Source organism: Bacillus cereus group sp. MG9 (genome assembly GCF_040459995.1).
In the GTDB taxonomy this organism is placed as follows: domain Bacteria; phylum Bacillota; class Bacilli; order Bacillales; family Bacillaceae_G; genus Bacillus_A; species Bacillus_A mycoides.
Genome location: NZ_JARVHC010000001.1, coordinates 1,521,485 through 1,548,253 on the forward strand (window position 1 = coordinate 1,521,485; position 26,769 = coordinate 1,548,253).

The window sequence follows — 26,769 nt, forward strand, 5'->3', positions numbered from 1 at the left end:
ACAGAGGAGGGACTTAATCGCTATGAATACCCCTGTTTCTGTAAACGAGAAGAAGGATTTTGTAAAATGGTTTTTGAATAATTACCAACTGAAACAGCGTGAATGTGTATGGATTTTGAATTATTTAATGAGTCACGATCAATTAATGCATAAAGTCCACTTCGTAGAACATGCAAAATATTGTCCGCGTGGCTTAGTAATGTCAGCAAATTGTGTGAAAGACACACCGTTTCACTTTTTCAAACAAAATGTAATGACAACAGATGCAGAAAAATCGTTTCATGATATTCGTTTGAATCGAGATGAGGATATTTATATTCAGCTTAATTTTAAATCATCGTTCCAAAATGCAAACTATGTAGCTGTATTAGAAGAAAACCCATATTTGCCAAAGCATATTGAAGTGAATGAAAAAGATCGATTGCTTGCAGAACGATTTTTAGAAGAAAGTGTATTCTCATTTAGAAGAGAACGTCTTTTGAAACAAATTGATGAAGCTTTGGATAAGCAAGATAAGGAAGCATTTCATAGGTTAACAGCAGAGTTGAAAATTTTATAGAATTCATTTTGATTATGTAATCTTTACGAAATTCAGACTTTTTAAGAAAAACTACTTAATAATAGGTAGTTTTTCTTTTTTTACCTCTTTTAGTATGGTTTAATATATATAAAGTGAAAGTTCTGTTATTTCGAATGGAGGAGGGGAGAAAAGGTGAAATGGATTGTAAAAGATGTAGAACAGTTTGAGCAAGCGAGGGAGTATGTAGATACAGGGATTATACCCCTTTTGTCTATTTCGGCAGCAAAAGGGATGAAAATGGTTGTAGAGCAAGGTGAATTTATTGAGGCTTTGAGTATGGAGTTGGAAAGGGAGTATAAAGGAAGAGTGCTTTTACTGCCCGCATTTACGTATTTGGTAGAGAGCCAAAAGAATGAAAAAGACCGTTTGCAAGAATGGACAGATCATTTAAAAAGGCAAGGTTTTAAGCATATTGCCTATGTGACAAGTGACTTTTCATGGAAAGAAGATATGAGAGATGTGCAGGGTGATTTATTTTGGTTTCCATCGTTATCATTAGAGCAATTTAGTGACCAAGCGAAAAGGGAAGTTATTCGTGCACACATAAAAAATATTATGGAAATGTTGGAAGAAAGATGGATAAAATAATAATAAACAGAAAGTTCTTATTATTATGAGTAGTATGATATTGACCTATGCAAGAGGGTATTATATCATGATAGTGTCCTAGTTTTTATTTTTTATATAATTTTTTCACGAGGGGACAATTTCTGATAGAGGGGGGAAATTTTCGTGAGCGAGAAAGAACATCGTGTGTCAAGAAGACAGTTTTTAAATTACACACTTACAGGGGTAGGAGGCTTTATGGCGGCGGGTATTTTAATGCCGATGACGAGGTTTGCGCTTGATCCGGTGTTAAGAAAAGAAGTGGGAACAGATATGGTTGCTGTTGGACAAGTAAAGGATATTACAACAGAGCCGAAGCGCTTCGATTTTAAGGTGAAGCAGGTTGACGGATGGTACAAGTCTGAAGAGCCAAAATCTGCTTGGGTGCATAAAGATGAAAGCGGAGACATTGTTGCATTTTCTCCAGTGTGTAAACATTTAGGTTGCACAGTGAACTGGAATTCGGACAAAGCACATCCTAATCAATTCTTTTGCCCATGTCACGGGGGACGTTACACAAAAGATGGGATGAACATTAAAGGCACACCGCCTCTTGCTCCGCTTGATGTGTACGAGTCTAAAGTGAAAGATGGAACGCTGTATTTAGGAAAAGCGAAGCCAAGAGGGGGTGCAAAGTAGATGTTAAATAAAATTTATGATTGGGTGGACGAACGTTTAGATATTACACCGATATGGCGTGATATCGCTGATCATGAAGTACCTGAGCATGTTAACCCGGCACATCACTTTTCTGCATTCGTCTATTGCTTTGGAGGACTTACCTTTTTCGTTACAGTAATTCAAATTTTGTCCGGAATGTTTTTGACGATGTATTATGTGCCGGATATTAAAAATGCTTGGGAGTCGGTTTATTATTTACAAAATGAAGTAGCTTACGGGCAAATTGTTCGTGGTATGCATCACTGGGGTGCTAGTCTCGTAATTGTAATGATGTTTTTACATACACTCAGAGTTTTCTTCCAAGGTGCGTATAAAAAGCCTCGTGAGTTAAACTGGATTGTTGGTGTTCTTATTTTCTTTGTTATGTTAGGTCTTGGTTTTACCGGATATTTATTACCGTGGGATATGAAAGCGTTATTTGCTACGAAAGTAGGGATTCAAATTGCAGAGCAAACGCCGCTCATTGGTCCTTATATTAAAACATTACTCGCTGGTCATTCCGAAATCGTTGGCGCTCAAACATTAACTCGCTTCTTTGCTATTCACGTCTTCTTCTTACCAGCAGCACTTCTAGGTTTAATGGCCTTCCACTTCATCATGATTCGCAAACAAGGTATTTCCGGTCCGCTATAAGAGATTGCTAAATTAAAGGGGAAAGAACAAAAGGAGGGAGATTATGCATCGCGGCAAAGGGATGAAGTTTGTAGGAGATTCTCGGGTACCAGTAGCCCGGAAACCAAATATTCCAAAAGATTATTCTGAATATCCAGGGAAAACAGAAGCGTTTTGGCCGAATTTCTTGTTAAAAGAATGGATGGTTGGTGCAGTTTTTTTAGTCGGTTATTTATGTTTAACAGTGGCGCATCCGTCACCGCTTGAGAGAATGGCGGATCCTACAGATGCAGGATATATACCACTTCCAGATTGGTATTTCTTATTCTTGTATCAGTTATTAAAGTATTCGTATGCTTCAGGCTCATTTACTGTAATTGGTGCGTTTATTATGCCGGGGATTGCGTTTGGAGCGTTACTATTAGCTCCGTTTCTAGATCGAGGCCCAGAAAGAGCACCATTGAAGCGTCCTGTAGCAACGGGGTTTATGCTTTTAGCAATTGCATCGATTATTTTTTTAACTTGGGAATCTGTAGCACACCACGATTGGGAAGCTGCAAAAAAACAAGGAGCAATTGTAAAAACAGCACCAGTTGATAAAAATGATGACGGCTACAAGTTGATGCAAAAAAATACTTGTTTAACATGTCATGGTGACAATTTACAGGGCGGAGCGGCAGCACCGGCTTTACAAAACTTAACTTTAAAACCAGAAGAAATCGCTAAAATTGCGAAAGATGGAAAAGGCTCAATGCCTAAAGGTGTATTTAAAGGTACAGATGAGGAACTGAAAAAGCTTTCGGAATTCGTTGCAAAGTATAATAAAAAATAATAGAAAAGCTGACTACAAAATCTGTAGTCAGCTTTTTATTTTGCGTGCCCAGCTAAGCTGGGCACTGTTTGATGGTGAAAGGTTTAAATAGAATTCTACAAGGATTCAAAAATTATTATAGCCTATCTTCAATTGGACAGAAGTGGCTCGGTAAAATAGATTGGTACGTCTTAGAACGGCTTAACCTTTTTTGGAATAAGAAAAGAAATGTTCGAAAGAAACATGGTCGTATCAAGGACTTGATGAAGAAAATAACATACACACTCGTGAAAGTAGGAAGCTAGAACAAACTGAAAGCTAAAGAAGGAAGAGCATCGGAAAGCCGTATGAGGGAAAACCTCACGTACGGTTTGATGAGGGGAAGCTGAAACAGAAAAGGGATAGCAAAGCCATCCCTAAAGAAAATTTAATCTGTTTCAGTTTTCTACTCTACGATGACGGAAAGTTTGCTATATAATAGAGTAGAGTTCGATGAAAGAATTACTTTGTTTGAAAGGTGTTGGACATACAGATTGGCTTACTTGTATGCAATGTTAAGGCAACGTTCGGTACTATTATTTTTATTGGTTGTTAACATATTAGGTACAATTTACGGATTCATATGGTATGGAAATCAATTAAAAGAAACCTCACCTATATTTTGGCCGTTTGTACCAGATAGCCCTATGGCGACTCTCTTTTTTGTCTTTGTTTTAATTGCTTTCTTGATGAAGAAGAACTGGGGGTTAATAGAAGCGCTAGCGATAGTTACTTTAATAAAATATGGTGTTTGGGCTGTTGTTGTAAATGCAATTATGATTTATGTAAAAGGCCCTATTGGCCTTATGGGATATATGTTAATGTTATCTCATTTTGCGATGGCAGTGCAGGGAATGTTATATGCTCCGTTTTATCGGATAAAAAAATGGCACTTCACTGTAGCTGGCATATGGACATTACATAATGATGCAATTGATTATTTATTTTGGCAAATGCCGAGATATGGGATTATGCATTTATTTGTAGAGAAAATTGGTTATTTTACGTTTTGGTTAAGTATTGCTGTACTGTGTATTACATATTATTATTGCTTACGTGAGAACCGAAAACAGTTTTCTTTATGATGGTGAGAACATTTAGGGGGAGAAAATGAAGAAAAATAAGAGCGGTATAAACATATTGGATCGATTGATCACTTTAGTAGTTTCCTATAGCATAGCATTTTCTGTTTTCGCTCTCGCGACAACGGTAGTTATATATGGAAAATGGTTGTATTATTTTGAAATTGATTTTTTAAATATTCCAGATTTAGCGGATATGACGAAAGATGAAATTAAGAGAAACTATGATGTGCTTATTACATATTTATCGCCGTTTTATGAAGGTGCATTACAATTGCCGACATTAGATATGTCCACAAATGGACGCATTCATTTTGTAGATGTTAAAAATATTGTAGTCAAGATTCAATATATAATGTATGGAACGATTGTAATTGCTGTATTAGGAGGAGCGTATTTATTAAAAAAGAAAAAGGAAAAGTTTTTACTTCACGGAGCGATTCTTACAATTATTTTTCCAATAGCTCTTACGTTACCAATTGCTATTAATTTTGAAAAGAGTTTCGTATTATTTCATAAGCTTTTATTTAGCAATGATTATTGGATGTTTGATATTGAAACAGATCCGGTTATTTTAATGTTACCGGAAGAATTCTTTATGCATGCTGCATGTATTATTTTATTATTGATTTTAGGTGGTAGCATGCTTTGTTACGGTGTGTATAAATATTTAGTGAAAAAGAAAAGGGTTTCAAAGAAAAAATTCTCTGTTTAAAGAGAATTTTTTTGTTTTCATAGAGATAATATATTTTTTGGTTTTGTTCTGTTCTATTCTTGTCCAATTCCACATATTTTGTACTAGTAGTTATAGGGGGGACCGGGATGAAGAGAACATTAATTGGACTGATAGCATTTCTAATTATAATGTTTCCAGTACGTATATATGCTGAAGAGTGGAGTGAACTAACTGGATTGCTAGATGACTCTTTGCAGTTAGTGAAGAAAAAAGAAGATGAAAAGGCAATACAAGTACTGTACCATTTCTCAGAGCAATTTCTATCAAAGGAGAATGAAAATAATTCAAAAGTAACTCCGGGACAAATTAGAGTCGTTTCTTTAGCATACGATAAGGCGAAACAATCTCTCGCGGAAGATTCAGATAGGCAAGTTAAAGTGGATAATATGTTAGCGTTACAACTTGCTGTTGATGCACAAGTATCTAAATATCAGCCACTTTGGATGGAAAGAGAAAGAAAGATAATGAATGCTTTTTCTCAAGTAGAAAAGGCGATGGAAAAAGAAGATGATGGACAGTTCCAACAGACGCTAAATACATTTTTAAATGAATTTAATATTATTTATCCTAGTTTAATGATTGCTCTGCCAGAAAACGAAGCGCAGCGTGTAAATGCACATTTATCTTATTTGGATGAATTTCGTAACGTTATGTTAAAAACGAAAGGTGGACAAATGCAACTAGGGATTATTAAAGGTGATTTGCAAAAAATATTTCATACAGTAAAAAAAGATGAGATTGCTCCCTCTCTCATTTGGTTTATGACAATTACTGGAGGACTTATTTTGTTCACTTTAACGTATGTTGGATGGAGAAAGTATAAAGGGGAGAGAGAGAAGCGGAGAAGCAACTTGCATTCTAAAGATAGATAATACGCATAAATAAAGATACGGATTGTAAGGTTTATTTATTGACAACGGTGGAAGAAAAAAATAGAATGAGAAGTACTATAATTAAAACTTCAATGGAGGTTTATGATGTTTTATTTAATTTACTTCGCGATCATTTTGATCATACCGTTGTATGCACAGTCAAAAGTACGTAGTGCCTATAGCAAGTATTCACAAGTTTATTCAACATCAGGTATGACAGGAGCGGAAGTGGCTCGAAAAATTTTAGATGAAAATGGATTGTACAATGTAGCCGTAGAAGAAACGCCAGGTCATTTGTCAGATCATTATGACCCGCGTGTAAAGACGGTTAGATTATCGACAGATAACTATTATGGTCATTCAGTTGCTGGTACAGCTGTAGCAGCACATGAAGTAGGACACGCAATTCAAGATGCGAAAGATTATAACTTTATGCGTGTACGCCATTCGTTAGTGCCAGTTGCTAATTTTGGTTCAAACATGTCATGGGTTTTTGTCCTAATTGGTGTATTTGCACAAATGTCTGGTTTGTTGTTACTAGGAATTATTTTAATGGCAGCAGGTGTTATTTTCCAACTTGTTACATTACCAGTTGAGTTTGATGCATCAAAACGCGCAATGCAACAAATTGAAGCACTTGGTATCGTATCAACAGATGAGTACGGTCAAGCTCGTAAAGTATTAAATGCGGCAGCATTAACATATGTAGCAGCAGCTGCTGTAGCAGTATTTGAATTATTACGTCTCGTATTAATTTATACTGGTATGCAGCGTAGCGACGATTAAAGACTATCAATTTTGATAGTCTTTTTTTTGTTTTGTGGATTGAATCTTATAATATGTTACAAATGGAAATAATAGAGAGAATATGGGGTATAGAACTAGTTAAAATAAAGATAAGTATGGAATGATGAAAGAAGGTGACGGACATAGAATATCCATATCATTTAGTTAAACAAGTGAAGGAGCGTAGTGCTATATACCAATTAGAAGGTTTTTTAAGTGGACAGGGCCCTAAAAACCCGAAATTAATGCTTGTTGGAGAAGCACCTGGTGAAACAGAAATTCATAATGGGATTCCATTTAGTGGGAGAGCGGGAAAACATTTAATGGAATTTTTAGAACGTATTCACGTTACAAGGGAAGAAGTATATATTACGAGTGCGGTCCGGAGTAGACCTTATAAATGGAGAGAGAAAAGGGAACGAAATGGCGAAATAATACAGAAGAAGTACAATAGAACACCGAATCAAGGTGAGATACTTGCCCATGCACCTTTGCTAGATTATGAACTGGAATTTATACAGCAGCCGGTTATTGTCACACTTGGTAATATTGCATTACAGCGTTTAGTTGGTAAAAATAATAAAATTACGGATGTTCATGGAGAATTGTTAAAGCAACCTGTGCAGCGATTGAAAGATAGCAGCAGTACAGAATTTATTTGGTCAGAAAAAGAATATCATATTTTTCCGACCTTTCATCCAGCTTCTATTTTCTATAATCGGAGTTTGTTGGAGCTTATTTATGAGGATTTGGAGAAACTTAAAAGATTTATAATAAAAAACTAGAAAAGCTACAGAGCTTTTCTAGCTGAATTTAATTATGTAACGGTTTTTTATTTTCATCTAATGTAAATCCTTCACCAACAACATCGTGTACATCACTTACAGCGACAAAGGCATGTGGATCTACTGAAATAATGATATTTTTTAATTTTACGATTTCATTTTTAGCAACAACACAATATAGTACATTACGTTCTATTTTTGTATAGGATCCAACTGCTTTTAAAAAGGTTGCTCCGCGCTCCATTTCTGATAAAATTTTTGAAGCAATTTCATCGTTTTTATCAGAAATAATAGTTGCTCCTTTTGCTGCATAAGCACCTTCTTGCATGAAATCAATAACCTTGGCCCCGATAAAAACAGCAACTAACGTATACATGCCCTCGCGATATGATAAATATGTAAGAATAGAGATAATGATAACGACCGCATCAAACATAAACATCGTTTTTCCCATACTCCAGCCAACATATTTGTGAGCTAGCCTTGCGATAATATCAACACCGCCAGTAGTCCCGCCGTATTTGAATATAATTCCAAGTCCTATGCCGATAAATGCCCCAGCGAATAAAGCAGCCAGTGTCATATCATTTTGCAAGTTTAAATGTAAGTTGAGAACCTCGTAGCGCTGAAACACCCAAAGGAATAAAGAGACGCTAAATGTACCGATTAATGTGTATAAAAATGTTGTTCGGCCGAGTAATTTCCAGCCAATGAAAAATAGAGGGACGTTTAAAATTAAGTTTGTATAGGAAGGATCAAGTGAAAATTTAAAATATAATAATAGCGTAATGCCGGTAAATCCACCCTCTGCAAGATGGTTTTCAATATTGATATTCACAATACCGAAAGAAAAAATAGCGGAACCGATTAAAATAAAAATGATATTCCGAATCTTCAAATTTGATGTCATTTAGAAATCCCCCTAATTATGTAATGATTGCATTGCTCCTCTTAAACGATAGAACATAATAATAAGTTATTTCTAGTTGATAGTAAAAATAGAGAATGGTATAAGAGCTTAATTAGTTCAGCCTGATATTGTGCGGAAAAACTGCAAAAGAAAGTTTCACTTTATCCCGTCCCAACGGCTGGTAGAGGGAAAAGCAAAGAAGAAAAGGTCGAACCAGCCGCAGGGACCCGATTGGTTCAGGCTGATCTTTTGCAAAAAACCGCAAAAGAAAGTTTCACTTTATTATAGTCTATCCTAAAAAGAGTCGTAAATAGTGATATGAGGGAATAATATTTGTCAAATCGCGATGAATTGGCTAACATGAAAGAGGAAGGAATAAGAGGTGACTAGTATGGAAGCAAAAACGATGAAAGATATGCAGAAAGAAGTAGATGCATATATCGGTCAATTTAAAGAAGGTTATTTTAGTCCGCTTGCAATGATGGCTCGTTTAACTGAAGAAATGGGAGAGCTTGCAAGAGAGGTTAATCATTATTATGGTGAGAAACCAAAGAAAACGACTGAGAAAGAACGAAGTGTTGAGGAAGAGCTTGGAGATGTTTTATTTGTTATGATTTGTATGGCAAATAGTTTAAATATTGATTTAGAAACAGCGCATAACATTGTAATGAATAAATTTAATACACGTGATAAAGATCGTTGGACACGTATTGATGAGGGAGAGAAAGACGCATGAAAGAAATTAAAGTAATTATCGCTGGACCACGAGGACGCATGGGATATGAAGCAGTCCTTCTTATGGAAAGAACAGCGCATTTCAATTTAGTAGCAGCAATTGATTATAAGCATGGCGGAGAAAAAATTTCTGATTTACCGGGAATGCCAGCGCTAGATGCACCTATTTACGCGGATTTACATACTTGTTTAGATGAAGTAGAAGCAGATGTATTGTTAGATTTAACAACACCAGAAATTGGAAAGAAACATGTGACACTTGCAGTTGAACGTGGACTTCGATCAGTTATTGGTACAACTGGATTTACTGAAGAAGAACTAAAGCAATTAACAGAAAATGCAAAAGAAAAAGAAGTAGGAACAATTATCGCTCCAAATTTTGCGATTGGTGCAGTTCTTATGATGAAGTTCTCTCAAATGGCAGCGAAGTACTTCCAAGATGTTGAAGTAATTGAATTACACCATGATCAAAAATTAGACGCACCATCTGGTACAGCTGTAAAAACAGTAGAATTAATCCGTCAAAATCGTGTACCAAAAGAGCAAGGGCACCCTAATGAAACGGAACAATTAGAAGGGGCACGTGGTGCAAATGTAGACGGTATTCACATTCATAGCGTACGTCTACCAGGGCTTATTGCACACCAAGAAGTAATGTTCGGCGGAGATGGACAAATGTTAACAGTTCGTCATGATTCATTCAACCGTGCATCATTTATGTCAGGTGTAAAACTATCAATTGAAACAGTAATGAACCTTGATCATCTTGTGTACGGTTTAGAAAATATTATCGACTAAAGGGAGAGACAACGGATGAAAATTGCCTTAATCGCACATGACAAAAAGAAAGATGATATGGTTTCGTTCGCATACGCATATAAACCAATTTTTGAAAAACATGAACTTTTTGCAACTGGAACGACAGGACTTCGTATTATGGAGGCAACTGGTTTAGTTGTAACAAGATATCAATCCGGTCCTCTAGGTGGCGATCAAGAAATTGGTGCAATGATTGCAAAAAATGAGATGGATATGGTGATTTTTTTCCGGGATCCACTAACAGCCCAGCCGCATGAACCAGATGTTAATGCGTTACTTCGTTTATGTGATGTATACGCCATCCCATTAGCAACAAATATGGCAAGTGCTGAAATGCTAATGCATGCATTAGAGCGGGGAGATTTAGATTACCGAAAGTTAAGAAAATGAGGGGAACAATTATGAGTGGATTACATATATTAGCGTTTGGTGCTCATGCCGATGATGTTGAAATCGGCATGGCAGGTACCATTGCAAAGTATACGAAGCAAGGATATGAAGTAGGCATTTGCGATTTAACAGAAGCTGATCTTTCTTCAAATGGAACGGTAGAACTAAGAAAAGAAGAAGCAAAGGCTGCAGCTCGTATTATGGGAGTAAAAACGAGAATTAATTTAGCAATGCCAGACCGTGGTTTGTATATGAAAGAAGAATATATACGTGAAATTGTAAAGATTATTCGTACATATAAACCAACACTAATTTTCGCACCATATTACGAAGATCGTCATCCAGACCATGCTAATTGCGCGAAACTTGTGGAAGAAGCTATCTTTTCAGCGGGAATTCGTAAATATATGCCTGAACTTCCGCCGCACCGTGTAGAGTCTTTTTATAATTATATGATTAATGGTTTTCATAAACCGAATTTTTGTATAGATATTAGTGAATACCTTTCTAAAAAGGTGGAAGCGTTAGAAGCGTATGAAAGTCAGTTTTCAACAGGGAGTGATGGTGTTAAGACGCCATTAACCGAAGGATACGTTGAAACTGTAATCGCTCGGGAGAAGATGTTTGGGAAAGAAGTTGGAGTGCTGTATGCCGAAGGATTTATGAGTAAGAAACCGGTTTTATTACATGCTGATTTAATAGGGGGATGTAAATGAAATTGAAAATAGGTATTACATGTTATCCTTCTGTAGGTGGTTCTGGGGTTGTTGGGACAGAGTTAGGAAAGCAATTGGCGGAACGCGGGCATGAAATTCATTTTATTACATCGGGTGTACCATTTCGGTTGAATAAAGTGTACCCGAACATTTATTTTCACGAAGTAACAGTAAATCAATATTCTGTTTTTCAATATCCACCTTACGATTTAGCATTAGCGAGTAAAATGGCAGAGGTTGCTCAAAGAGAAAACCTTGATATTTTACATGTGCATTATGCAATCCCGCATGCTATTTGTGCATATTTAGCAAAACAAATGATTGGGGAGCGTATTAAAATTGTTACGACCTTACATGGAACGGATATTACTGTGTTAGGTTCCGACCCTTCGTTAAATAATTTAATTCGCTTTGGTATTGAACAATCTGATGTTGTTACAGCTGTGTCACATTCGTTAATTGAAGAAACAAATGAACTTGTAAAACCAGATAAAGAAATTGAGACGGTATACAATTTTGTAGATGAACGTGTTTATTTCAAACGTGATATGTCTCAATTAAAAAAAGAATATGGTATACGAGAAAATGAAAAAGTGTTGATTCATATTTCAAATTTCCGAAAGGTTAAGCGTGTACAGGATGTTGTGCAGTCATTTGCCAAAATTGTAAAGGAAGTAGATGCGAAATTGCTTCTTGTTGGTGATGGACCAGAGTTCTGTACTATTTTACAATTGGTGAAAAGTTTACATATTGAGGAACGTGTCTTATTCCTAGGAAAGCAAGATAATGTTGCAGAGCTTCTTGCGATGAGTGATTTAATGCTACTTTTATCAGAAAAGGAAAGTTTTGGTCTTGTTATATTAGAAGCGATGGCGTGTGGTGTGCCTAGTATCGGAACGAGGGTTGGGGGCATTCCAGAGGTCATTCAACATGGTGAAACAGGATATATATGTGAAGTTGGAGATACAGACGGAATAGCTAAGCAAGCAATTCAGCTACTAGAAAATGAAGAACTTCACCGTAATATGGGAGAGCGAGCGATGAAATCTGTATATGAGCAGTTTCGTTCGGAAAAAATCGTTTCACAGTATGAGGCGATTTATTATGACATACTAAGGGATGACAAGAATGGAAAGATTTAAAAAAGCTAGTTCAATTATTGAGATGTTAAAAGAGCACGGACATGAGGCTTACTTCGTTGGTGGAAGTGTACGCGATCTTATTATCGATAGACCGATTGGAGATATCGATATCGCAACATCTGCTTTACCAGAAGAAGTAATGGCTATTTTCCCAAGACATGTTCCGGTTGGTCTTGAGCATGGAACTGTAATTGTTGTAGAAAATGGTGAACCGTATGAGGTAACTACTTTTCGAACAGAAAGCGAATATGAAGATTTTCGAAGACCTAGTAGTGTTCAATTTGTCCGTTCATTAGAAGAGGATTTAAAACGACGTGATTTCACGATGAATGCAATTGCAATGACAGAGGAAGGCGAAATGGTTGATTTATTTGCTGGGAAAGAAGCGATTCGTCTGAAGGAAATTACAACGGTTGGAGATGCTGCAGACCGTTTTCAAGAAGATGCACTGCGAATGATGCGTGGTATTCGGTTCGTAAGTACGTTAGGTTTCTCTTTGGAAATAAAGACGAAACAAGCAATTGAAACGTATGGGCATTTGCTCGAACATATAGCGATTGAAAGAATTACAGTTGAATTTGAAAAATTGTTGACCGGTACATATTGTGTGAATGGTCTTCAAGAGTTAGTAGAAACTAAGCTATTTTCTCATCTGCCATATTTGCAAATGTCAGAAGAAAGACTCTTGAAAGCTACGCAGTATAAATGGGATTCTTTCGAAACAGACGTTGAGGCGTGGGCATTTTTCCTATATTGTATCGGAGAAGAGCATCCATCTGTCTTTCTGCGTCAATGGAAGTTCTCGAATAAAAAGATTAAAGATATCGTAGCGGTTTTATTAGCAATTCGTTCTAGAAAGGAGAAGGAGTGGGATACAATCCTTCTTTATAAAACTGGGATTCGCATCGCTGAGATGGCGGAAAGAGTATATGAAGCGATAATAGAAAGTTATAATAGTGCGTCTGTTAAGCAAGTACAATCATTATTTCATGCATTGCCGATAAAAAATCGTCAAGAAATGAATGTGACTGGTAATGATTTATTAAGCTGGACAGATAAAAAGCCAGGTCCGTGGGTTGCCGAAATGCTTCAAAATATTGAAGAAGCAATCGTACAAGGAGATTTAGTTAATAAGAAAGAGGATATAAGGGAGTGGCTACAAAGATGCAATCTACTATAAGAAAGCAGTTATTACAAGTTTTTTCTGAAGCAGATGGTGCATTTGTATCTGGTCAAATACTTAGTGACAAACTTGGTTGTTCGAGAACCGCTGTATGGAAGCATATGGAGGACCTTCGTAATGAAGGGTATGAACTAGAAGCTGTACGCCGCTTAGGGTACCGAATTGCTAGTAAACCAGATAAAGTAACTGCGAATGAGATTCAATTAGGATTACAAACAGAGCGTATCGGTAGAACGGTTTATTTTGAAGAATCGGTTGAGTCTACTCAGCATATTGCAGCGAGACTTGCTTATGAAGGCGCAGAAGAGGGAACAATTGTCGTTGCTGAAGAACAAACAGCAGGTAGAGGACGTTTAAGTAGAAAATGGTATTCCCCAAAAGGAACAGGAATTTGGATGAGTATTATTTTGCGTCCCTCGATTCCAGTTCATCATGCACCACAGCTTACTTTATTAGCAGCTGTTAGCGTAGCGCAAGCAATTGAAAAATGTACCGGTGTAAACGTAGGGATTAAGTGGCCGAATGATATTTTAATTCAAGGTAAAAAAGCTGTCGGTATATTAACGGAGATGCAAGCTGATCCAGATAAAATTAATGCTGTTATTATGGGAATTGGCATTAATGCAAATCAGAAACAAGAACATTTTGATGAGGAAATTCAGCAAATTGCAACTTCATTAGCAATTGAATCGGGTAAGCCGATTGTTCGTGCGGAACTTATGCAACAAATTTTCTTGCAACTAGAGAAATTGTATGAAGAGTATTTAAAAAATGGCTTCTCTGTTATTAAAATTCTTTGGGAAAGTTACGCAGTAAGTATCGGAAAAGAAATTACAGCTCGAACGATGAAGGAAACTATTAATGGGCTAGCAAAAGGAATTACGGAGGATGGTGTATTGTTACTTGAGGATCATCAAGGACAAGTGCACCACATTCATTCTGCTGATATAGAAATTAAGTAAAAGAAGTTCCTATTTTGGAGCTTCTTTTTGTCATTTAGATACTAATAAATTTCACATACCGTAATAGGGATAAAAAATTATTTTTTCGAAAAAATGTAGCAATTCCTTTTCAGAGTTTGCTATAATTAGTTCGAATATGGGCAGTATCAAAGCGAACTGCACCATTATTTTACGCAGTATGAAAAAATAATAATTTGGATTCTGCCTTGATCCAATAATGGACTGGGACAGAGGGATGAATAATGCCGACTAACACACAACCCTTCTGCCCTTTTATGGCCAGAGGGGTTTTTTATATGATTTCGGCCATCTCCTCTCTCCTGCATAAAGGAGGAGTAGTTTTTGAAAACAAAAACAGATTTTTTGAAAATGAAAGAGCAAGGTGAGCCGATTACAATGCTAACGGCGTATGATTATCCATCTGCTAAATTAGCAGAAGAAGCTAAAGTCGATATGATTTTAGTGGGTGATTCTCTAGGAATGGTTGTACTTGGGTATGATTCAACAGTTCCAGTAACAGTAGAGGATATGATTCATCATACGAAAGCTGTACGCCGCGGAGCGAAAGAGACGTTTATTGTAACTGATATGCCATTTATGTCTTATCATGTCTCATTGCAAGATACGATGATTAATGCACGTCGCATTGTTCAAGAGAGCGGGGCACATGCATTAAAGGTAGAAGGTGCTGGAGAAGTTATATCAACTATTCACTACTTAACGAATGCGGGAATTCCCGTTGTGGCGCATTTAGGTTTAACTCCTCAATCTGTAGGAGTGCTAGGTGGGTATAAAGTACAAGGGAAAGATGCTGAAAGTGCAAAAAAATTAATAGAAGATGCAAAGAAATGTGAGGAAGCTGGTGCGATAGCACTTGTGCTAGAATGTGTGCCAATGCAATTAGCAGAACTTATTTCAGAGCAGTTAACAATTCCTACAATTGGAATTGGAGCAGGACAAAAAGTAGATGGGCAAGTTCTTGTATACCACGATCTTATCTCGTACGGCGTAAATCGTGTTCCGAAATTTGTGAAGCAATATACGTCTGTTCAAGAGGAGATTGTGCGAGGGATTTCGCAATACGTTACTGAAGTAAAGACAGGGCAATTTCCTGAAGAAAAACATTCATTTACAATGAAAGAGGAAGAGTGCTTAGCGTTATACGGAGGAAAACAATAATGAAAATCATAACTACAGTGCAAGAGATGCAGCAAATTACAAACGAACTGCATGCAAGTGGAAAAAGTATCGGTTTTGTTCCAACGATGGGGTATTTACACGAAGGGCATGCTACGTTACTACGTAAGGCAAGGGAAGAAAATGAAATTGTAGTTTTAAGTGTATTTGTAAATCCACTACAATTTGGACCAAATGAAGATTTAGATCGATACCCACTTGATATTGTTAGAGATGAAAATGTAGCAAAAGAAAATGGTGTTGATTATTTATTTTATCCGAGTGTAGAAGAGATGTATCCAGCAGAACAAACGACAACAGTAGAAGTTGTGAAGCGTACCGACGTATTATGTGGCAAACAAAGACCTGGTCATTTCGCTGGTGTGGCGACTGTACTAATGAAACTATTTAATATTACATTGCCAACGCGTGCTTATTTCGGTATGAAAGATGCACAGCAAGTAGCTGTAATTGAAGGATTCGTAACTGATTTTAATATTCCCGTTACGATCGTACCAGTTGATATTGTAAGGGAAGAAGATGGATTAGCGAAAAGTTCTCGTAATGTGTATTTATCACTAGAAGAACGTGAAGAGGCTCCTCATTTATACGGCAGTCTATGTATAGCGAAAGAACGAATTGAGGCAGGCGAACGTAATCCGGAAATCATTATGAATCTTGTGAAAGAGCATATTGAGAAGTATACGAAAGGCACTGTAGATTATGCTGATTTATATGCATATCCTTCATTAAAAGCAATAAATAAAATTGAAGGAAGAATCATTTTAGCGATTGCGGTTAAGTTTGAAAATGTACGATTAATTGACAATATAACATTAATGGGGAAATAAGGGGGAGCATCTATGTTTCGCACAATGATGAGAGCGAAGTTACATCGTGCAACTGTAACAGAAGCAAATTTAAATTATGTAGGTAGTATTACAATTGATGAAGATTTAATGGATGCGGTAAATATTGTAGAAAATGAAAAAGTACAAATTGTAAATAACAACAATGGAGCTCGCTTAGAGACATATGTTATTAAAGGAGAGCGCGGTAGCGGTGTTGTGTGTTTAAATGGTGCAGCTGCAAGGCTTGTACAACCGGGTGATAAAGTTATTATTATTTGCTATGGTTTAGTGGCAGAAGAAAATATTCATAAACAAGAGCCGAAAATTGCAGTATTAGACGATGATAATCAAATTATTGAAATGTTAGGTGCTGAAAAAGCTGGCACGATATTATAAGTAGGAAGGCTATCTCTAATTAAGGAGATAGCTTTTTTGTGCATCTTTTCATTAAGATGAGGTAAAACGTGGTATAGTAACATTATATAATTTTTGTGTTTGATAGGTAAGAAATTGAGGTGTTACATATATGAGTAAGCGTTATGTCGTTGTTGATTTAGAGACGACAGGGAACTCCTGGAAGGATGGGAAGGATAAAATCACCCAAATTGCAGCTGTTGTAGTGGAAGATGGAGAGATATTAGAGATTTTTTCATCTTTTATTAATCCGAAGAGAGAGATTCCCCTATTTATTACAGAATTAACTGGGATTGATGAAGATCTTGTAAAACAAGCCCCGTTATTTCGAGATGTAGCCCCGATGATTGTTGAGCTATTACAAGGTGCGGCTTTTGTTGCACATAACGTTCACTTTGATTGGAATTTTTTAAATGAAGAATTAAGGCAAGCTGGATATACAGAAGTACATTGTCCTAAAATTGATACAGTTGAATTGGCGCAAATTCTTTTGCCGACAGCTGATAGTTATAAATTACGTGATTTAGCTAAGCAGCATGAACTAGAGCACGATCAACCACATCGGGCGGATAGTGATGCTCTTGCAACAGCGGAGTTGTTTTTACAATTTTTAAGTGAAATTGAAAAGTTACCACTTGTCACATTACAATCGCTTTATGAATTAAGTGATGTTTTCCAAAGTGATATAGCTGATGTACTTTCTGAAAATATTTTAAAGAAAATGATGCATGGTAAAGAAGAGGCAGAGGAGTGTGAGGTGTATCGAAATATTGCGCTTCGAAAGCGGAATTATTCTTTAAGCCTCAGTGAAACATACTCATCTAAATTTGATGCTTTCTTACATAAGACAATCGATAAACTTGAATTGAATATGCCAAAGTTTGAAAAAAGAGAAAGCCAACAGATTATGATGAAGGAAATATATACAGCGCTAAGAGATTCTAGGTTTTCACTGATTGAAGCAGGAACAGGTACGGGGAAGACGCTTGCATATTTACTTCCAAGTATTTATTTCGCAAAGAAAAAAGAAGAACCTGTCATTATAAGTACACAAACTGTACAATTGCAACAACAAATACTAGAAAAAGAAATTCCTTTATTAAAGAAAATAATGCCATTTTCATTTGAAGTAGCTCTTCTGAAAGGAAGAAAGCATTACCTTTGTCTACACAAATTTGAATATGCTTTGCAAGAGGAAGAGAAAAATTATGATATGGCGCTCACAAAGGCAAAAATTTTAGTGTGGTTATTGCAAACGGAAACTGGCGATCGTGATGAATTGAATATTCCTGAGGGCGGCAAGTTACTTTGGAACCGTATTTGTAGTGATGTACATAGTCCAGGCGGGATGCAAAGTAACTGGTATAGTCGTTGTTTTTATCAAAGAGCAAAGAATAAAGCATTATTTGCAGATATCGTTATTACAAATCATGCGTTATTATTTCAAGATTTTTCAAGTGAAGAACCACTATTTGCTTCATGTGAACATATTATTTTTGATGAAGCTCATCATATCGAGGAAGCGGCGAGTAGAACATTAGGTGAACAGTTCTCATGCATGTATTTTCAATTAGCTTTATCTCGTCTTGGTACGCTAGAAACAGATGATGTACTTTCTAAAGTATATAAAATGATGAAAAAATCAGAGCAAGCATCGCGTTCGACTTTCCGTATGGTGAGTCATAGTTTGAAGGAATTGAAATTTGATGCGGATGAACTATTTCAAATGTTACGGACTTTCGTATTTAAACAAACAAAGCAGGAACAAGGGATGAGCAATATGCCACTCATTTATCGATATAACACGGAAGTAGAGAAAGGTAAGTTATGGGATAGCATTACCGAGTTAACAAATCGATTTGTGTATGATGTAAGAAAGTTATTGACTACACTTGAGAAGCAAGCTGAAATATTGCAAAGTAAATTAGAATGGGAGATGCACGTCGTTACAGGTGAATTTATGCATTTAATTGAGTTGTTGAGAAAGATGGCACAATCTTTACAATTACTCATTTTAGAAAAAAATTCATACGTGACATGGATGGAGACTGAAACGAAGGGAACGATTCATTCAACAGTTCTATATGCGCAGCCTGTTCATATTGGTGAAAGATTTGCTGATGAATTTTTAACCCAGAAAAAGAGTGTTATTTTCACATCAGCAACGTTAACAGTTAATGATTCATTCGACTATATAAAAGAGGAGCTAGGTTTACATGATTTTGCTCCCAATACATTAAAGGTTCCATCACCATTCCGTTTTGAAGAGCAAATGAAATTAATGGTTTCAACGGATGTACCTTTTATTAAGAAAGCAAGTAATGAAGAATATATTGAGTCTATATCGGCACATATTGCGAAAATAGCGAAAGCTACAAAAGGTAGAATGCTCGTTTTATTCACTTCGTATGAAATGTTGAAAGAAGCGTATACGAATTTGAAAAATGATGAGACATTAGAAGGATATTTATTATTAACGCAAAGTGTGAATAATAAGAGCCGAAGTCGTCTAATCCGCAAATTCCAGGAGTTCGACAAATCGATTTTGTTAGGAACAAGTAGTTTTTGGGAAGGGATAGATATACCTGGAGATGCCCTAAGCTGTCTTGTCATTGTCCGTCTGCCTTTTACCCCTCCTCATCAGCCGATGATGGAAGCAAAAGGAGAGTGGTTAAAAAATCAAGGAGAAGACGTATTCGATAAGTTGGCGCTCCCGCAAGCAATCTTGCGTTTCAAACAAGGGTTTGGTCGTCTTATTAGAACAAATACAGATACGGGAACTGTATTTGTATTAGATCGTCGTTTGACAAGTTCTTCCTATGGAAAACGATTTTTACAATCAATCCCAACTGTACCGCTCTATGAAGGACCGTTAGAAGAATTGTTAGTACAGTTAGAAGAATCGTCAAATGAATAAAATTGGAAGAAAAATACGCCTGAAGTACATTTAAACTTCAGGCGTAAAAAATGTGGGTAGGAGGAATTTTATTTTTCTTACTTCTTGTATACAAAATATATTGCTTTTCGATTTGAAACCTTTTTTTGCTGTACATGTCCTGCTATAATAGATGGGTGATGAAGCAGGGGTTGTAAAGAATGTACTCTTATTGTAACCGCATTGCGTTCTTCTATAATTAGAAATTTTTGTGTAACGGAGGAGTTTTTTCATGGATAAGAAAATCGAAGTCCTATCAACGACGCGTATTAAATATTCGTCTGACTTGTATAAAATTGTTGATGGTTTGAATCGTACGTTAAAAGAGCAGGACCTCATGTTCGGATTAGCATTAGACGAAAAAGATAAAGAAACAGCTGTATTTACGATTTACAGAACGTAGTGATACAATGAAAAAGTGGATCTTTACAATCATTATCGTTATCGTTGCTAGCGGAATATATGGGGCATATGTTTATAATAAAGCGATGGAAAAGAAAATTCCAAAAGAGTCAAAGTCTGTAGAAATTGCGAAAGAAAAGGCAAAGCTTACAAAGGTAAATACTGTTGATTATTATAATGGAAAATCTTCATATACAGTCGTACAAGGTACAGATGAAAAAGGAGAACAACTTATCGTTTGGGTGCCTGAGAAAAAAGGGGAAACTATAGTAAGGAAAAAGAGCGAAGGTATTTCTGAAAAAGATGCTTTACAAAGAACGATTGAACAAGTCGGAGATGAAAGTAAAGAACCCAAAAGTAAGCCGAAAGAAATTTTAAAAGCAAAATTAGGCTTTGAAAATAATATACCATTATGGGAAGTTACATATATTGATGATGACAATCGTTATAGTTACTACTATCTTGAATTTAAAGATGGGAACTTTTTAAGACGATACAGCATTGAAAAATAGATGTAGGGGGAACTACAAATGAAATTAGCAAAGCGAGTAGCTGCTTTAACACCATCTGCAACTTTAGAAATTACAGCAAAGGCACAAGCATTAAAAGCAGAAGGTCATGATGTAATTGGATTAGGAGCAGGAGAACCTGACTTTAATACGCCAAAACATATTATGGATGCTGCGCATAAAGCGATGTTAGAAGGACATACGAAATATACACCAACAGGTGGATTACAAGCGTTAAAACAAGAAATTGTGAAGAAGTTTACTCGTGATCAAGGAATTGCGTATGATCCATCTGAAATTATTGTATGTAATGGTGCCAAGCATGCATTATATACATTATTCCAAGTGTTACTTGATGAAGGAGATGAAGTTATCATCCCAACTCCTTATTGGGTAAGTTATCCTGAGCAAGTAAAGCTTGCTGGTGGTAAGCCAGTTTATGTAGAAGGTCTAGAAGGCAATGAGTACAAAATTACAGCAAAGCAGCTGCGTGAGGCAATTACAGAGAAAACGAAAGCTGTTATTATTAATTCACCGAGCAATCCAACAGGGATGATTTACAGCAAAGAAGAATTACAACAGCTTGGAGAAGTATGTTTAGAGCATGATATCTTAATCGTTTCAGATGAGATTTATGAAAAATTAATTTATGGTGACGCGGAATATACTTCAATTGCCCAGCTTTCTAATGTATTAAAAGAACAAACACTTATTATTAATGGTGTATCTAAATCGCATTCTATGACAGGTTGGCGTATTGGATATGCAGCAGGAAATAAGCAGCTTATTAAAGCGATGACGAACTTAGCGAGTCATAGTACGTCAAACCCTACTTCAATTGCTCAATATGGTGCAATTGCTGCGTATGCAGGCTCACAAGAACCTGTAGAAACAATGCGTCAAGCGTTTGAAGAAAGATTGAACATTATTTATGATAAATTAATTCAAATTCCTGGTTTCACTTGCATTAAGCCACAAGGTGCTTTTTACTTATTCCCAAATGTAAAAGAAGCCGTAGCGTTAGCTGGGTATGATACAGTTGATGAGTGGGCAAAAGCATTATTAGAAGAAGAAAAGGTGGCTCTTGTTCCAGGTACAGGATTTGGTGCACCAAATAACGTTCGATTATCGTATGCGACATCTCTTGAGCAAGTTGAGAAAGCATTAGAACGAATTCATACGTTCATGAAAAGTAAAGTACAGGCTTAATCGTCTGTTTCTTGTAGTAAATGGCAAAAAACCTCCCTATATATAGGGAGGTTTTTTTGACGAATTGTGGCAAAAAGAAATGGCTAAAGGTGTGTTATACTAGAGAACGAGGTGTTTGGTGATGAAAAAGAAAATGATGTTACAATGGTTTGAACAGGGAAGCATAGCGATTCCTAAATTGCTTATGATGCATTATAAAAAGCTAGGTTTAAATGAGACGGAATTTATGGTAGTACTTCATGTACACACATTTTTAGAATCAGGTAATTCGTTCCCGACTCCTTCAGAGATTTCAGAACGGATGACGATAACAGAAATGAAATGCATGGAAGTGATTCAGACTTTAATCCAAAAAGGTTTTTTAGCACTAGAAGGTGGACGAAGATCTGAAGCGATGATGTGTGAAAGTTATTCTTTACAACCACTGTGGGAAAAAATATTGCACTTTTTAATGAATGAATCTATAGAGGAAGAGCAAAAAGAACAAAAACAAATTCAAGTAAATTTATATACAGTATTTGAAAAAGAATTCGGAAGACCACTTTCGCCATTTGAATGTGAAACATTAGGGATGTGGGAAGATCAAGATCAACACCATCCGAATTTAATTCAAGCGGCTCTTCGTGAAGCTGTTATGAGTGGTAAACTTAATTTCCGGTATATTGATCGTATTTTGTTTGAGTGGAAAAAGAACGGAATTAAAACGGTAGATCAAGCGCAAAATCAAGGCCAGAAATTTAGAGCGAATCAACAACGCGCACAACAAACGACAAAACAAGAGACGAAATTTACTGGGAAAGTGCCTTTTTATAATTGGTTGGAGCAGTAGTGTAGGAGGAAAGATATGTTGAACAAAACGCAAATTCGTTATTGTTTAGATACAATGGCGGATATGTATCCAGAAGCGCATTGTGAATTAATTCATGATAATCCATTTGAACTTGTAATCGCAGTGGCATTATCTGCACAATGCACAGATGTACTTGTGAATAAAGTGACGAAAAACTTATTTCAAAAATATAAAACACCAGAAGATTATTTAAGTGTGTCTTTAGAAGAATTACAACAAGATATACGTTCCATTGGATTGTTTAGAAATAAGGCGAAAAATATTCAAAAATTGTGCCGGATGTTACTAGATGATTATAACGGGAAAGTTCCAGAAGACCGTGATGAGCTGACGAAATTACCAGGAGTAGGGAGAAAGACGGCGAATGTAGTTGTTTCGGTAGCGTTTGGGATTCCAGCGATTGCTGTTGATACGCATGTAGAGAGAGTGAGTAAACGGTTAGCAATTTGTAGATGGAAAGATTCTGTGTTAGAAGTGGAAAAGACATTGATGAAGAAAATTCCAATGGATGAGTGGGGAGTTACACACCACCGTATGATTTTCTTCGGACGTTATTACTGTAAGGCGCAGCGACCACAATGTGAAGAGTGTCGATTACTAGAAATATGTCGTGAAGGAAAGAAACGAATGAAGGGGAAATAAAGGATGGAGCGAGTTATAGAAATACCGAAAGAGTTTCGGTGCGTACCATTTTTTAAAGAGAGTGCAAATTCGATTACGTATCACACAGACCAATCTTTTGAAGAGATAATACAAAATACTTACTTTATATTTGATATTGAAAGAAAATATGAGCCATGGAATGAAATTGAAACAAGTATTCCAGCGGTGTTAAATATATGGAAAAGCAAGCATGAAGAAATTGCTATACTATTTCGGAACAGAAAAAAACAAGAAGCTGAGGGTCCGATGATTCTTTTTGCAGCGCACTTTCTATCGGTTATATATTGGTTAAATGAGCAGCCTGTTCATAGTTTGAATGAGATGCAAGTAAATACGAATAAATTGGAAGTACAACCTGTTAATTTTATGGAGCGATATTCATTTATTATAAAGAAACCGAGTAATTACCATTCGTATATTCAATTAGCACAGTTGTATATCGAAATAGAAAAGCTATATGTAAAGAAAATGATAACAAAAAAGAAGTCGGTTTCTCATTAAGAGAAACCGACTTCTTTTTTTGTTTATTAAGACTCTGTTGTAACAACATTTCCGTCCGCGTGAGGTGTATCTTCCCCGGTATTTTGTTGCTGTTGTTGCTGTTGTTGCTCTTCAGCTTTTTTTCTAGCTTCTTCGTCAGCTTTTCTCTTAGCTTCTTCGTCGGCTTTTCTCTTAGCTTCTTCGTCAGCTTTCTTCTTAGCCTCTTCGTCAGCGGCTTTCTTTTGAGCTTCTTCTTGCTGTTTACGTTGTTGTTCTTGTTGCTGCTGTTGTTCTTGTTGCTGCTGTTGTTCTTGTTGTTTACGTTGTTGTTCTTGTTGTTGTTGCTGTTGCTGCTGTTGCTGTTCTTGCTGTTTACGCTGATCTTCATCAGCTTTTTTCTTAGCTTCTTCTTGTTTTAGTTTATCTTCATTGGTCTTTTTCAGGGCTTCTTCGTCAGCTTTTTTCTTAGCTTCTTCATCAGCTTTTTTCGCATCTGGAGTTCCGCCAGGGGCAGTGAAGGATGCACCAACTGCAGGGCTTGTTCCAGTACCCTTTTTCGCTACTACAGAGAAACTGTAAGTAACACCTGGTTTAATACCACCAAGAGTAGCTGTCGTACCGCTTACTGATAAGCTACCACTAGAACCGTCAGTAGCTTTATAGCTTGCTGCGTATGCATCAACATTTGATGATGGTCCAGACCAGTTCAGTGTCACTGTGCTAGCGCCATCGAAAGCGACATTAAGACCACTAGGCGGATCTACTTTAATTTGTTTAATTGCATCTTTCTTCGCACCTTTTACGTATAACTCTCCGTTTATTTCTTGTACAGAAGAAGGACGTTCAAAACGAGATTTATCTGTAGCGAATTTGCTCATCATTACTTGGAACATTTGCTGTGCAATTCTAGTAGAGCGATCGCTAATGTAATTTTCTGGACTATCTTTTTCATAACCAGTCCATACAGCCATTGTATATTGTGGTGTATATCCAGCGAACCAGCTGTCTCTGTTTGCGTCATCTGGGATACCATATTTTTTTATAACTGACTTATCAAAGTTTTGTGTTCCGGTTTTACCTGCTACGTCTAAACCTGAAACATATGCTGTTGGACCTGTACCGCCAGAACCTGGTTTTACTACGTCACGAAGAACGTCAGTGACCATGTAAGCTGTATAGTCATGCATTGCGCGTTGTTCTTTCGGTTTAAAGCTTTTCTTTTTCCCGTCTGGGAAGATAACTTCTTTTACGAAGTGAGGTTTATTATAAACACCATCATTTCCAAATGCTGCATAGGCACCTGCCAATTCTAATGGAGAACTATCGTTACTACCGATTGCTGTTGATTCATATACTTTTCCTTCTTTAAATGTCATGCCTAAACCTTCAGCAAAGTCTTTTGATTTATTAAGACCAACCGCTTGAGCTGTCTTTAAAGCAGGGATATTTAAAGATTTTTTCAGTGCTTCACGTAGTGAAACGTCTCCTTTATAACTACCTGTAGCATTTTTAATCTTTGTTCCATCAGAGTAAGTATAGTCAGAGTCATTTAATTGATGATAAGTAGACCATTGAAGATTCTCAACGGCTGGACCATAATCGAAAACTGGTTTCATTGTTGAACCAACTTGGCGTTTTAAATCGATTGCCATATTATGACCTTTGAAAGTAGATTTACTTTCTTTACGACCAGCGCCGATTGCTCGAACTTCCCCAGACTGAGTATCCATAAATACGAATGATCCTTGGAATTGATCGTTTGGATACTTGATGAGATTCCCATCCATTATTTTATCAGCATAGTCTTGAGCATCAAGATCAAGAGTCGTTTGGATCGTTAAACCGTCCGAACCGATATTTATATCAGGAATTTCTTTTTCAACTTCTTTTACAACTGCATCTAAAAATGCTTGGTATTTCATTTCAGTTACTTCTGAAGATGGAAGAAGTCCTTGTATTACAGGGATTTGCATCGCATCATTCATTTCTTGTTTCGTTATATACCCGTGTCGGTTCATTAATGTTAATACGATATTACGACGTTTCGTTGCTCTATCAACGTTATCTGGTTTTGTTGGATCATAAATGTTAGGACCTTGGGGTAAACCAGCGAGCATTGCAGCTTCGTGTAGTTGTATGTCTTTTAAATCTTTGCCGTAATATTTTTTTGCTGCTGTTGAAATACCGTAAGAGCGATTACCGAGGTTAATCTTATTTAAGTACATTTCTAAAATTTCATGTTTTGAGTACTGTTGCTCTAACTTATAAGATAAGTACCATTCCTGCACTTTTCTTTTTGCAGTTTTGTCCATCGTTAGAAAATAGTTTTTAACTACTTGCTGTGTAATCGTACTACCACCTTGTGATCCAAAACCACCAGTGACATTTTCCATGACTGCCATTCCAGTACGTCTAAAATCAATTCCATTATGATCGTAGAAACGAGCATCCTCAGTCGCAAGGAATGCACTTTCAATTACTTTTGGAATTTGATCGTATGTAACATGGGTTCGTTTTTCAGCACCGTATTCATAGAAGAAATTCCCGTTTTTATCAAGGAATTTTGTTGATAAAGGATTGACTAGCTTTGATTTGTCTAGTTTTGGAGCGTCCTTTACCATAACAAAGAAGGCCGAAACGCCAGCTACGAGACCGACGATACCAAGAAGTAGACAACCTATAAGAAATCTCTTGAAAAAGGAACCTTTTTTCTTTGGTTTTTCTTCTTTATTATTTGTTTCTTTCGTTTGATTTTTTACATGATTTCGTTCTGTACGAGAACGATAATTATCTGACATTATACTTTCTCCTACCTTTCATTCTCTCCCCCAAA

29 protein-coding genes are annotated in these 26,769 nt (G+C 36.5%); 27 read left to right on the forward strand and 2 right to left on the reverse strand.

What is annotated here, in order from left to right; translation table 11 throughout:
* Window positions 1–22 precede the first annotated feature (22 nt).
* From QCI77_RS07835 to QCI77_RS07880, 10 genes are all read left to right on the forward strand, one after another.
* Window positions 23–559, forward strand: a complete 537-nt coding sequence (locus QCI77_RS07835) for a ReoY family proteolytic degradation factor (protein WP_002086615.1) — start codon at window positions 23–25, stop codon at window positions 557–559.
* Window positions 560–712: 153 nt separating this feature from the next.
* On the forward strand, window positions 713–1,168 hold the full coding sequence (locus QCI77_RS07840; protein ID WP_113770076.1) for a YpiF family protein: 456 nt from the start codon (window positions 713–715) through the stop codon (window positions 1,166–1,168).
* A 144-nt stretch (window positions 1,169–1,312) separates the two neighbouring features.
* On the forward strand, window positions 1,313–1,825 hold the full coding sequence (qcrA, locus tag QCI77_RS07845; protein ID WP_002030772.1) for a menaquinol-cytochrome c reductase iron-sulfur subunit: 513 nt from the start codon (window positions 1,313–1,315) through the stop codon (window positions 1,823–1,825).
* Entirely contained in the window at window positions 1,826–2,500 is a 675-nt protein-coding gene (gene qcrB / locus QCI77_RS07850; RefSeq protein WP_000932700.1) for a menaquinol-cytochrome c reductase cytochrome b subunit, read from the forward strand.
* A 43-nt stretch (window positions 2,501–2,543) separates the two neighbouring features.
* A complete protein-coding gene (qcrC, locus tag QCI77_RS07855; protein WP_002011836.1) occupies window positions 2,544–3,311 on the forward strand; it encodes a menaquinol-cytochrome c reductase cytochrome b/c subunit in 768 nt (255 codons plus the stop codon).
* Window positions 3,312–3,823: 512 nt separating this feature from the next.
* Window positions 3,824–4,414, forward strand: coding sequence for a lipoprotein heptaprenylglyceryl N-acetyltransferase LhaT (gene lhaT, locus QCI77_RS07860; protein ID WP_002086612.1), 591 nt, complete (start codon window positions 3,824–3,826; stop codon window positions 4,412–4,414).
* A gap of 25 nt (window positions 4,415–4,439) precedes the next feature.
* A complete protein-coding gene (gene lit / locus QCI77_RS07865) occupies window positions 4,440–5,126 on the forward strand; it encodes a lipoprotein intramolecular transacylase Lit (protein WP_002030775.1) in 687 nt (228 codons plus the stop codon).
* 107 nt (window positions 5,127–5,233) lie between these two features.
* Window positions 5,234–6,019: a sporulation protein YpjB gene (ypjB, locus tag QCI77_RS07870; protein ID WP_002141040.1), complete on the forward strand. Its 786-nt coding sequence runs from the start codon at window positions 5,234–5,236 to the stop codon at window positions 6,017–6,019.
* A gap of 105 nt (window positions 6,020–6,124) precedes the next feature.
* The gene (locus tag QCI77_RS07875) at window positions 6,125–6,805 is read left to right on the forward strand and encodes a zinc metallopeptidase (RefSeq protein WP_002086606.1); all 681 of its coding nucleotides are present in this window, start codon (window positions 6,125–6,127) and stop codon (window positions 6,803–6,805) included.
* Between the two features lie 134 nt (window positions 6,806–6,939).
* Window positions 6,940–7,590: a uracil-DNA glycosylase gene (locus QCI77_RS07880; RefSeq protein ID WP_002188995.1), complete on the forward strand. Its 651-nt coding sequence runs from the start codon at window positions 6,940–6,942 to the stop codon at window positions 7,588–7,590.
* Window positions 7,591–7,618: 28 nt separating this feature from the next.
* Here the strand turns inward: QCI77_RS07880 and QCI77_RS07885 are convergent, their stop codons facing one another.
* Window positions 7,619–8,500 (reverse strand): YitT family protein, encoded by an 882-nt coding sequence (locus tag QCI77_RS07885; protein WP_002011845.1) that lies wholly within the window; start codon window positions 8,498–8,500, stop codon window positions 7,619–7,621.
* A gap of 391 nt (window positions 8,501–8,891) precedes the next feature.
* Between QCI77_RS07885 and QCI77_RS07890 the strand changes: the two genes are divergently transcribed.
* From QCI77_RS07890 to QCI77_RS07970, 17 genes are all read left to right on the forward strand, one after another.
* Window positions 8,892–9,236 (forward strand): nucleotide pyrophosphohydrolase, encoded by a 345-nt coding sequence (locus tag QCI77_RS07890; protein ID WP_002011846.1) that lies wholly within the window; start codon window positions 8,892–8,894, stop codon window positions 9,234–9,236.
* A complete protein-coding gene (gene dapB / locus QCI77_RS07895) occupies window positions 9,233–10,033 on the forward strand; it encodes a dihydrodipicolinate reductase (RefSeq protein WP_002126457.1) in 801 nt (266 codons plus the stop codon). Before QCI77_RS07890 ends, dapB begins: the two co-directional genes overlap by 4 nt.
* A gap of 15 nt (window positions 10,034–10,048) precedes the next feature.
* Window positions 10,049–10,444 (forward strand): methylglyoxal synthase, encoded by a 396-nt coding sequence (gene mgsA / locus QCI77_RS07900; protein ID WP_000684753.1) that lies wholly within the window; start codon window positions 10,049–10,051, stop codon window positions 10,442–10,444.
* An 11-nt stretch (window positions 10,445–10,455) separates the two neighbouring features.
* Window positions 10,456–11,160 (forward strand): bacillithiol biosynthesis deacetylase BshB1, encoded by a 705-nt coding sequence (gene bshB1 / locus QCI77_RS07905; RefSeq protein ID WP_002011848.1) that lies wholly within the window; start codon window positions 10,456–10,458, stop codon window positions 11,158–11,160.
* A complete protein-coding gene (gene bshA, locus QCI77_RS07910) occupies window positions 11,157–12,302 on the forward strand; it encodes an N-acetyl-alpha-D-glucosaminyl L-malate synthase BshA (protein ID WP_002086596.1) in 1,146 nt (381 codons plus the stop codon). Before bshB1 ends, bshA begins: the two co-directional genes overlap by 4 nt.
* Complete coding sequence (locus tag QCI77_RS07915; protein ID WP_078204380.1) at window positions 12,289–13,482, forward strand: CCA tRNA nucleotidyltransferase; 1,194 nt, start codon at window positions 12,289–12,291, stop codon at window positions 13,480–13,482. Before bshA ends, QCI77_RS07915 begins: the two co-directional genes overlap by 14 nt.
* Entirely contained in the window at window positions 13,467–14,447 is a 981-nt protein-coding gene (locus tag QCI77_RS07920; RefSeq protein ID WP_002086594.1) for a biotin--[acetyl-CoA-carboxylase] ligase, read from the forward strand. The genes QCI77_RS07915 and QCI77_RS07920 overlap by 16 nt, the downstream gene beginning before the upstream one ends.
* Before the next feature lie 342 nt (window positions 14,448–14,789).
* Complete coding sequence (panB, locus tag QCI77_RS07925; RefSeq protein WP_002011854.1) at window positions 14,790–15,626, forward strand: 3-methyl-2-oxobutanoate hydroxymethyltransferase; 837 nt, start codon at window positions 14,790–14,792, stop codon at window positions 15,624–15,626.
* On the forward strand, window positions 15,626–16,474 hold the full coding sequence (panC, locus tag QCI77_RS07930) for a pantoate--beta-alanine ligase (RefSeq protein ID WP_353824719.1): 849 nt from the start codon (window positions 15,626–15,628) through the stop codon (window positions 16,472–16,474). The genes panB and panC overlap by 1 nt, the downstream gene beginning before the upstream one ends.
* Before the next feature lie 12 nt (window positions 16,475–16,486).
* Complete coding sequence (panD, locus tag QCI77_RS07935; RefSeq protein ID WP_000490176.1) at window positions 16,487–16,870, forward strand: aspartate 1-decarboxylase; 384 nt, start codon at window positions 16,487–16,489, stop codon at window positions 16,868–16,870.
* Window positions 16,871–17,000: 130 nt separating this feature from the next.
* Window positions 17,001–19,805, forward strand: coding sequence for an ATP-dependent DNA helicase DinG (gene dinG / locus QCI77_RS07940; protein WP_002166066.1), 2,805 nt, complete (start codon window positions 17,001–17,003; stop codon window positions 19,803–19,805).
* A 250-nt stretch (window positions 19,806–20,055) separates the two neighbouring features.
* Window positions 20,056–20,226 carry a YpmA family protein gene (locus QCI77_RS07945; RefSeq protein ID WP_002086589.1) on the forward strand — a complete coding sequence of 57 codons (171 nt, stop codon included), beginning with the start codon at window positions 20,056–20,058 and terminating at the stop codon, window positions 20,224–20,226.
* 7 nt (window positions 20,227–20,233) lie between these two features.
* The gene (locus QCI77_RS07950; protein WP_002030789.1) at window positions 20,234–20,737 is read left to right on the forward strand and encodes a cell wall elongation regulator TseB-like domain-containing protein; all 504 of its coding nucleotides are present in this window, start codon (window positions 20,234–20,236) and stop codon (window positions 20,735–20,737) included.
* Window positions 20,738–20,755: 18 nt separating this feature from the next.
* Window positions 20,756–21,943, forward strand: a complete 1,188-nt coding sequence (aspB, locus tag QCI77_RS07955; RefSeq protein WP_002011860.1) for an aspartate transaminase AspB — start codon at window positions 20,756–20,758, stop codon at window positions 21,941–21,943.
* Between the two features lie 121 nt (window positions 21,944–22,064).
* A complete protein-coding gene (gene dnaD / locus QCI77_RS07960) occupies window positions 22,065–22,772 on the forward strand; it encodes a DNA replication protein DnaD (protein ID WP_012260639.1) in 708 nt (235 codons plus the stop codon).
* Window positions 22,773–22,787: 15 nt separating this feature from the next.
* The gene (gene nth, locus QCI77_RS07965; RefSeq protein WP_002030794.1) at window positions 22,788–23,435 is read left to right on the forward strand and encodes an endonuclease III; all 648 of its coding nucleotides are present in this window, start codon (window positions 22,788–22,790) and stop codon (window positions 23,433–23,435) included.
* 3 nt (window positions 23,436–23,438) lie between these two features.
* Complete coding sequence (locus tag QCI77_RS07970) at window positions 23,439–23,957, forward strand: YpoC family protein (protein ID WP_002030796.1); 519 nt, start codon at window positions 23,439–23,441, stop codon at window positions 23,955–23,957.
* 26 nt (window positions 23,958–23,983) lie between these two features.
* On the opposite strand, the gene QCI77_RS07975 is transcribed toward QCI77_RS07970, so the two are convergent.
* Entirely contained in the window at window positions 23,984–26,734 is a 2,751-nt protein-coding gene (locus QCI77_RS07975; RefSeq protein WP_353824720.1) for a PBP1A family penicillin-binding protein, read from the reverse strand.
* Window positions 26,735–26,769: the final 35 nt, after the last annotated feature.

Bases quoted from the DNA above. Each gene is read 5' to 3' on its own strand.
- QCI77_RS07835 (WP_002086615.1), top strand. From the start codon at position 23: ATGAATACCCCTGTTTCTGTAAACGAGAAGAAGGATTTTGTAAAATGG.
- qcrB (WP_000932700.1), top strand. From the start codon at position 1,826: ATGTTAAATAAAATTTATGATTGGGTGGACGAACGTTTAGATATTACA.
- qcrC (WP_002011836.1), top strand. From the start codon at position 2,544: ATGCATCGCGGCAAAGGGATGAAGTTTGTAGGAGATTCTCGGGTACCA.
- lit (WP_002030775.1), top strand. From the start codon at position 4,440: ATGAAGAAAAATAAGAGCGGTATAAACATATTGGATCGATTGATCACT.
- ypjB (WP_002141040.1), top strand. From the start codon at position 5,234: ATGAAGAGAACATTAATTGGACTGATAGCATTTCTAATTATAATGTTT.
- QCI77_RS07875 (WP_002086606.1), top strand. From the start codon at position 6,125: ATGTTTTATTTAATTTACTTCGCGATCATTTTGATCATACCGTTGTAT.
- QCI77_RS07885 (WP_002011845.1), bottom strand. From the start codon at position 8,500: ATGACATCAAATTTGAAGATTCGGAATATCATTTTTATTTTAATCGGT.
- QCI77_RS07890 (WP_002011846.1), top strand. From the start codon at position 8,892: ATGGAAGCAAAAACGATGAAAGATATGCAGAAAGAAGTAGATGCATAT.
- dapB (WP_002126457.1), top strand. From the start codon at position 9,233: ATGAAAGAAATTAAAGTAATTATCGCTGGACCACGAGGACGCATGGGA.
- mgsA (WP_000684753.1), top strand. From the start codon at position 10,049: ATGAAAATTGCCTTAATCGCACATGACAAAAAGAAAGATGATATGGTT.
- bshB1 (WP_002011848.1), top strand. From the start codon at position 10,456: ATGAGTGGATTACATATATTAGCGTTTGGTGCTCATGCCGATGATGTT.
- bshA (WP_002086596.1), top strand. From the start codon at position 11,157: ATGAAATTGAAAATAGGTATTACATGTTATCCTTCTGTAGGTGGTTCT.
- QCI77_RS07915 (WP_078204380.1), top strand. From the start codon at position 12,289: ATGGAAAGATTTAAAAAAGCTAGTTCAATTATTGAGATGTTAAAAGAG.
- QCI77_RS07920 (WP_002086594.1), top strand. From the start codon at position 13,467: ATGCAATCTACTATAAGAAAGCAGTTATTACAAGTTTTTTCTGAAGCA.
- panC (WP_353824719.1), top strand. From the start codon at position 15,626: ATGAAAATCATAACTACAGTGCAAGAGATGCAGCAAATTACAAACGAA.
- panD (WP_000490176.1), top strand. From the start codon at position 16,487: ATGTTTCGCACAATGATGAGAGCGAAGTTACATCGTGCAACTGTAACA.
- dinG (WP_002166066.1), top strand. From the start codon at position 17,001: ATGAGTAAGCGTTATGTCGTTGTTGATTTAGAGACGACAGGGAACTCC.
- QCI77_RS07945 (WP_002086589.1), top strand. From the start codon at position 20,056: ATGGATAAGAAAATCGAAGTCCTATCAACGACGCGTATTAAATATTCG.
- QCI77_RS07950 (WP_002030789.1), top strand. From the start codon at position 20,234: ATGAAAAAGTGGATCTTTACAATCATTATCGTTATCGTTGCTAGCGGA.
- aspB (WP_002011860.1), top strand. From the start codon at position 20,756: ATGAAATTAGCAAAGCGAGTAGCTGCTTTAACACCATCTGCAACTTTA.
- dnaD (WP_012260639.1), top strand. From the start codon at position 22,065: ATGAAAAAGAAAATGATGTTACAATGGTTTGAACAGGGAAGCATAGCG.
- nth (WP_002030794.1), top strand. From the start codon at position 22,788: ATGTTGAACAAAACGCAAATTCGTTATTGTTTAGATACAATGGCGGAT.
- QCI77_RS07970 (WP_002030796.1), top strand. From the start codon at position 23,439: ATGGAGCGAGTTATAGAAATACCGAAAGAGTTTCGGTGCGTACCATTT.
- QCI77_RS07975 (WP_353824720.1), bottom strand. From the start codon at position 26,734: ATGTCAGATAATTATCGTTCTCGTACAGAACGAAATCATGTAAAAAAT.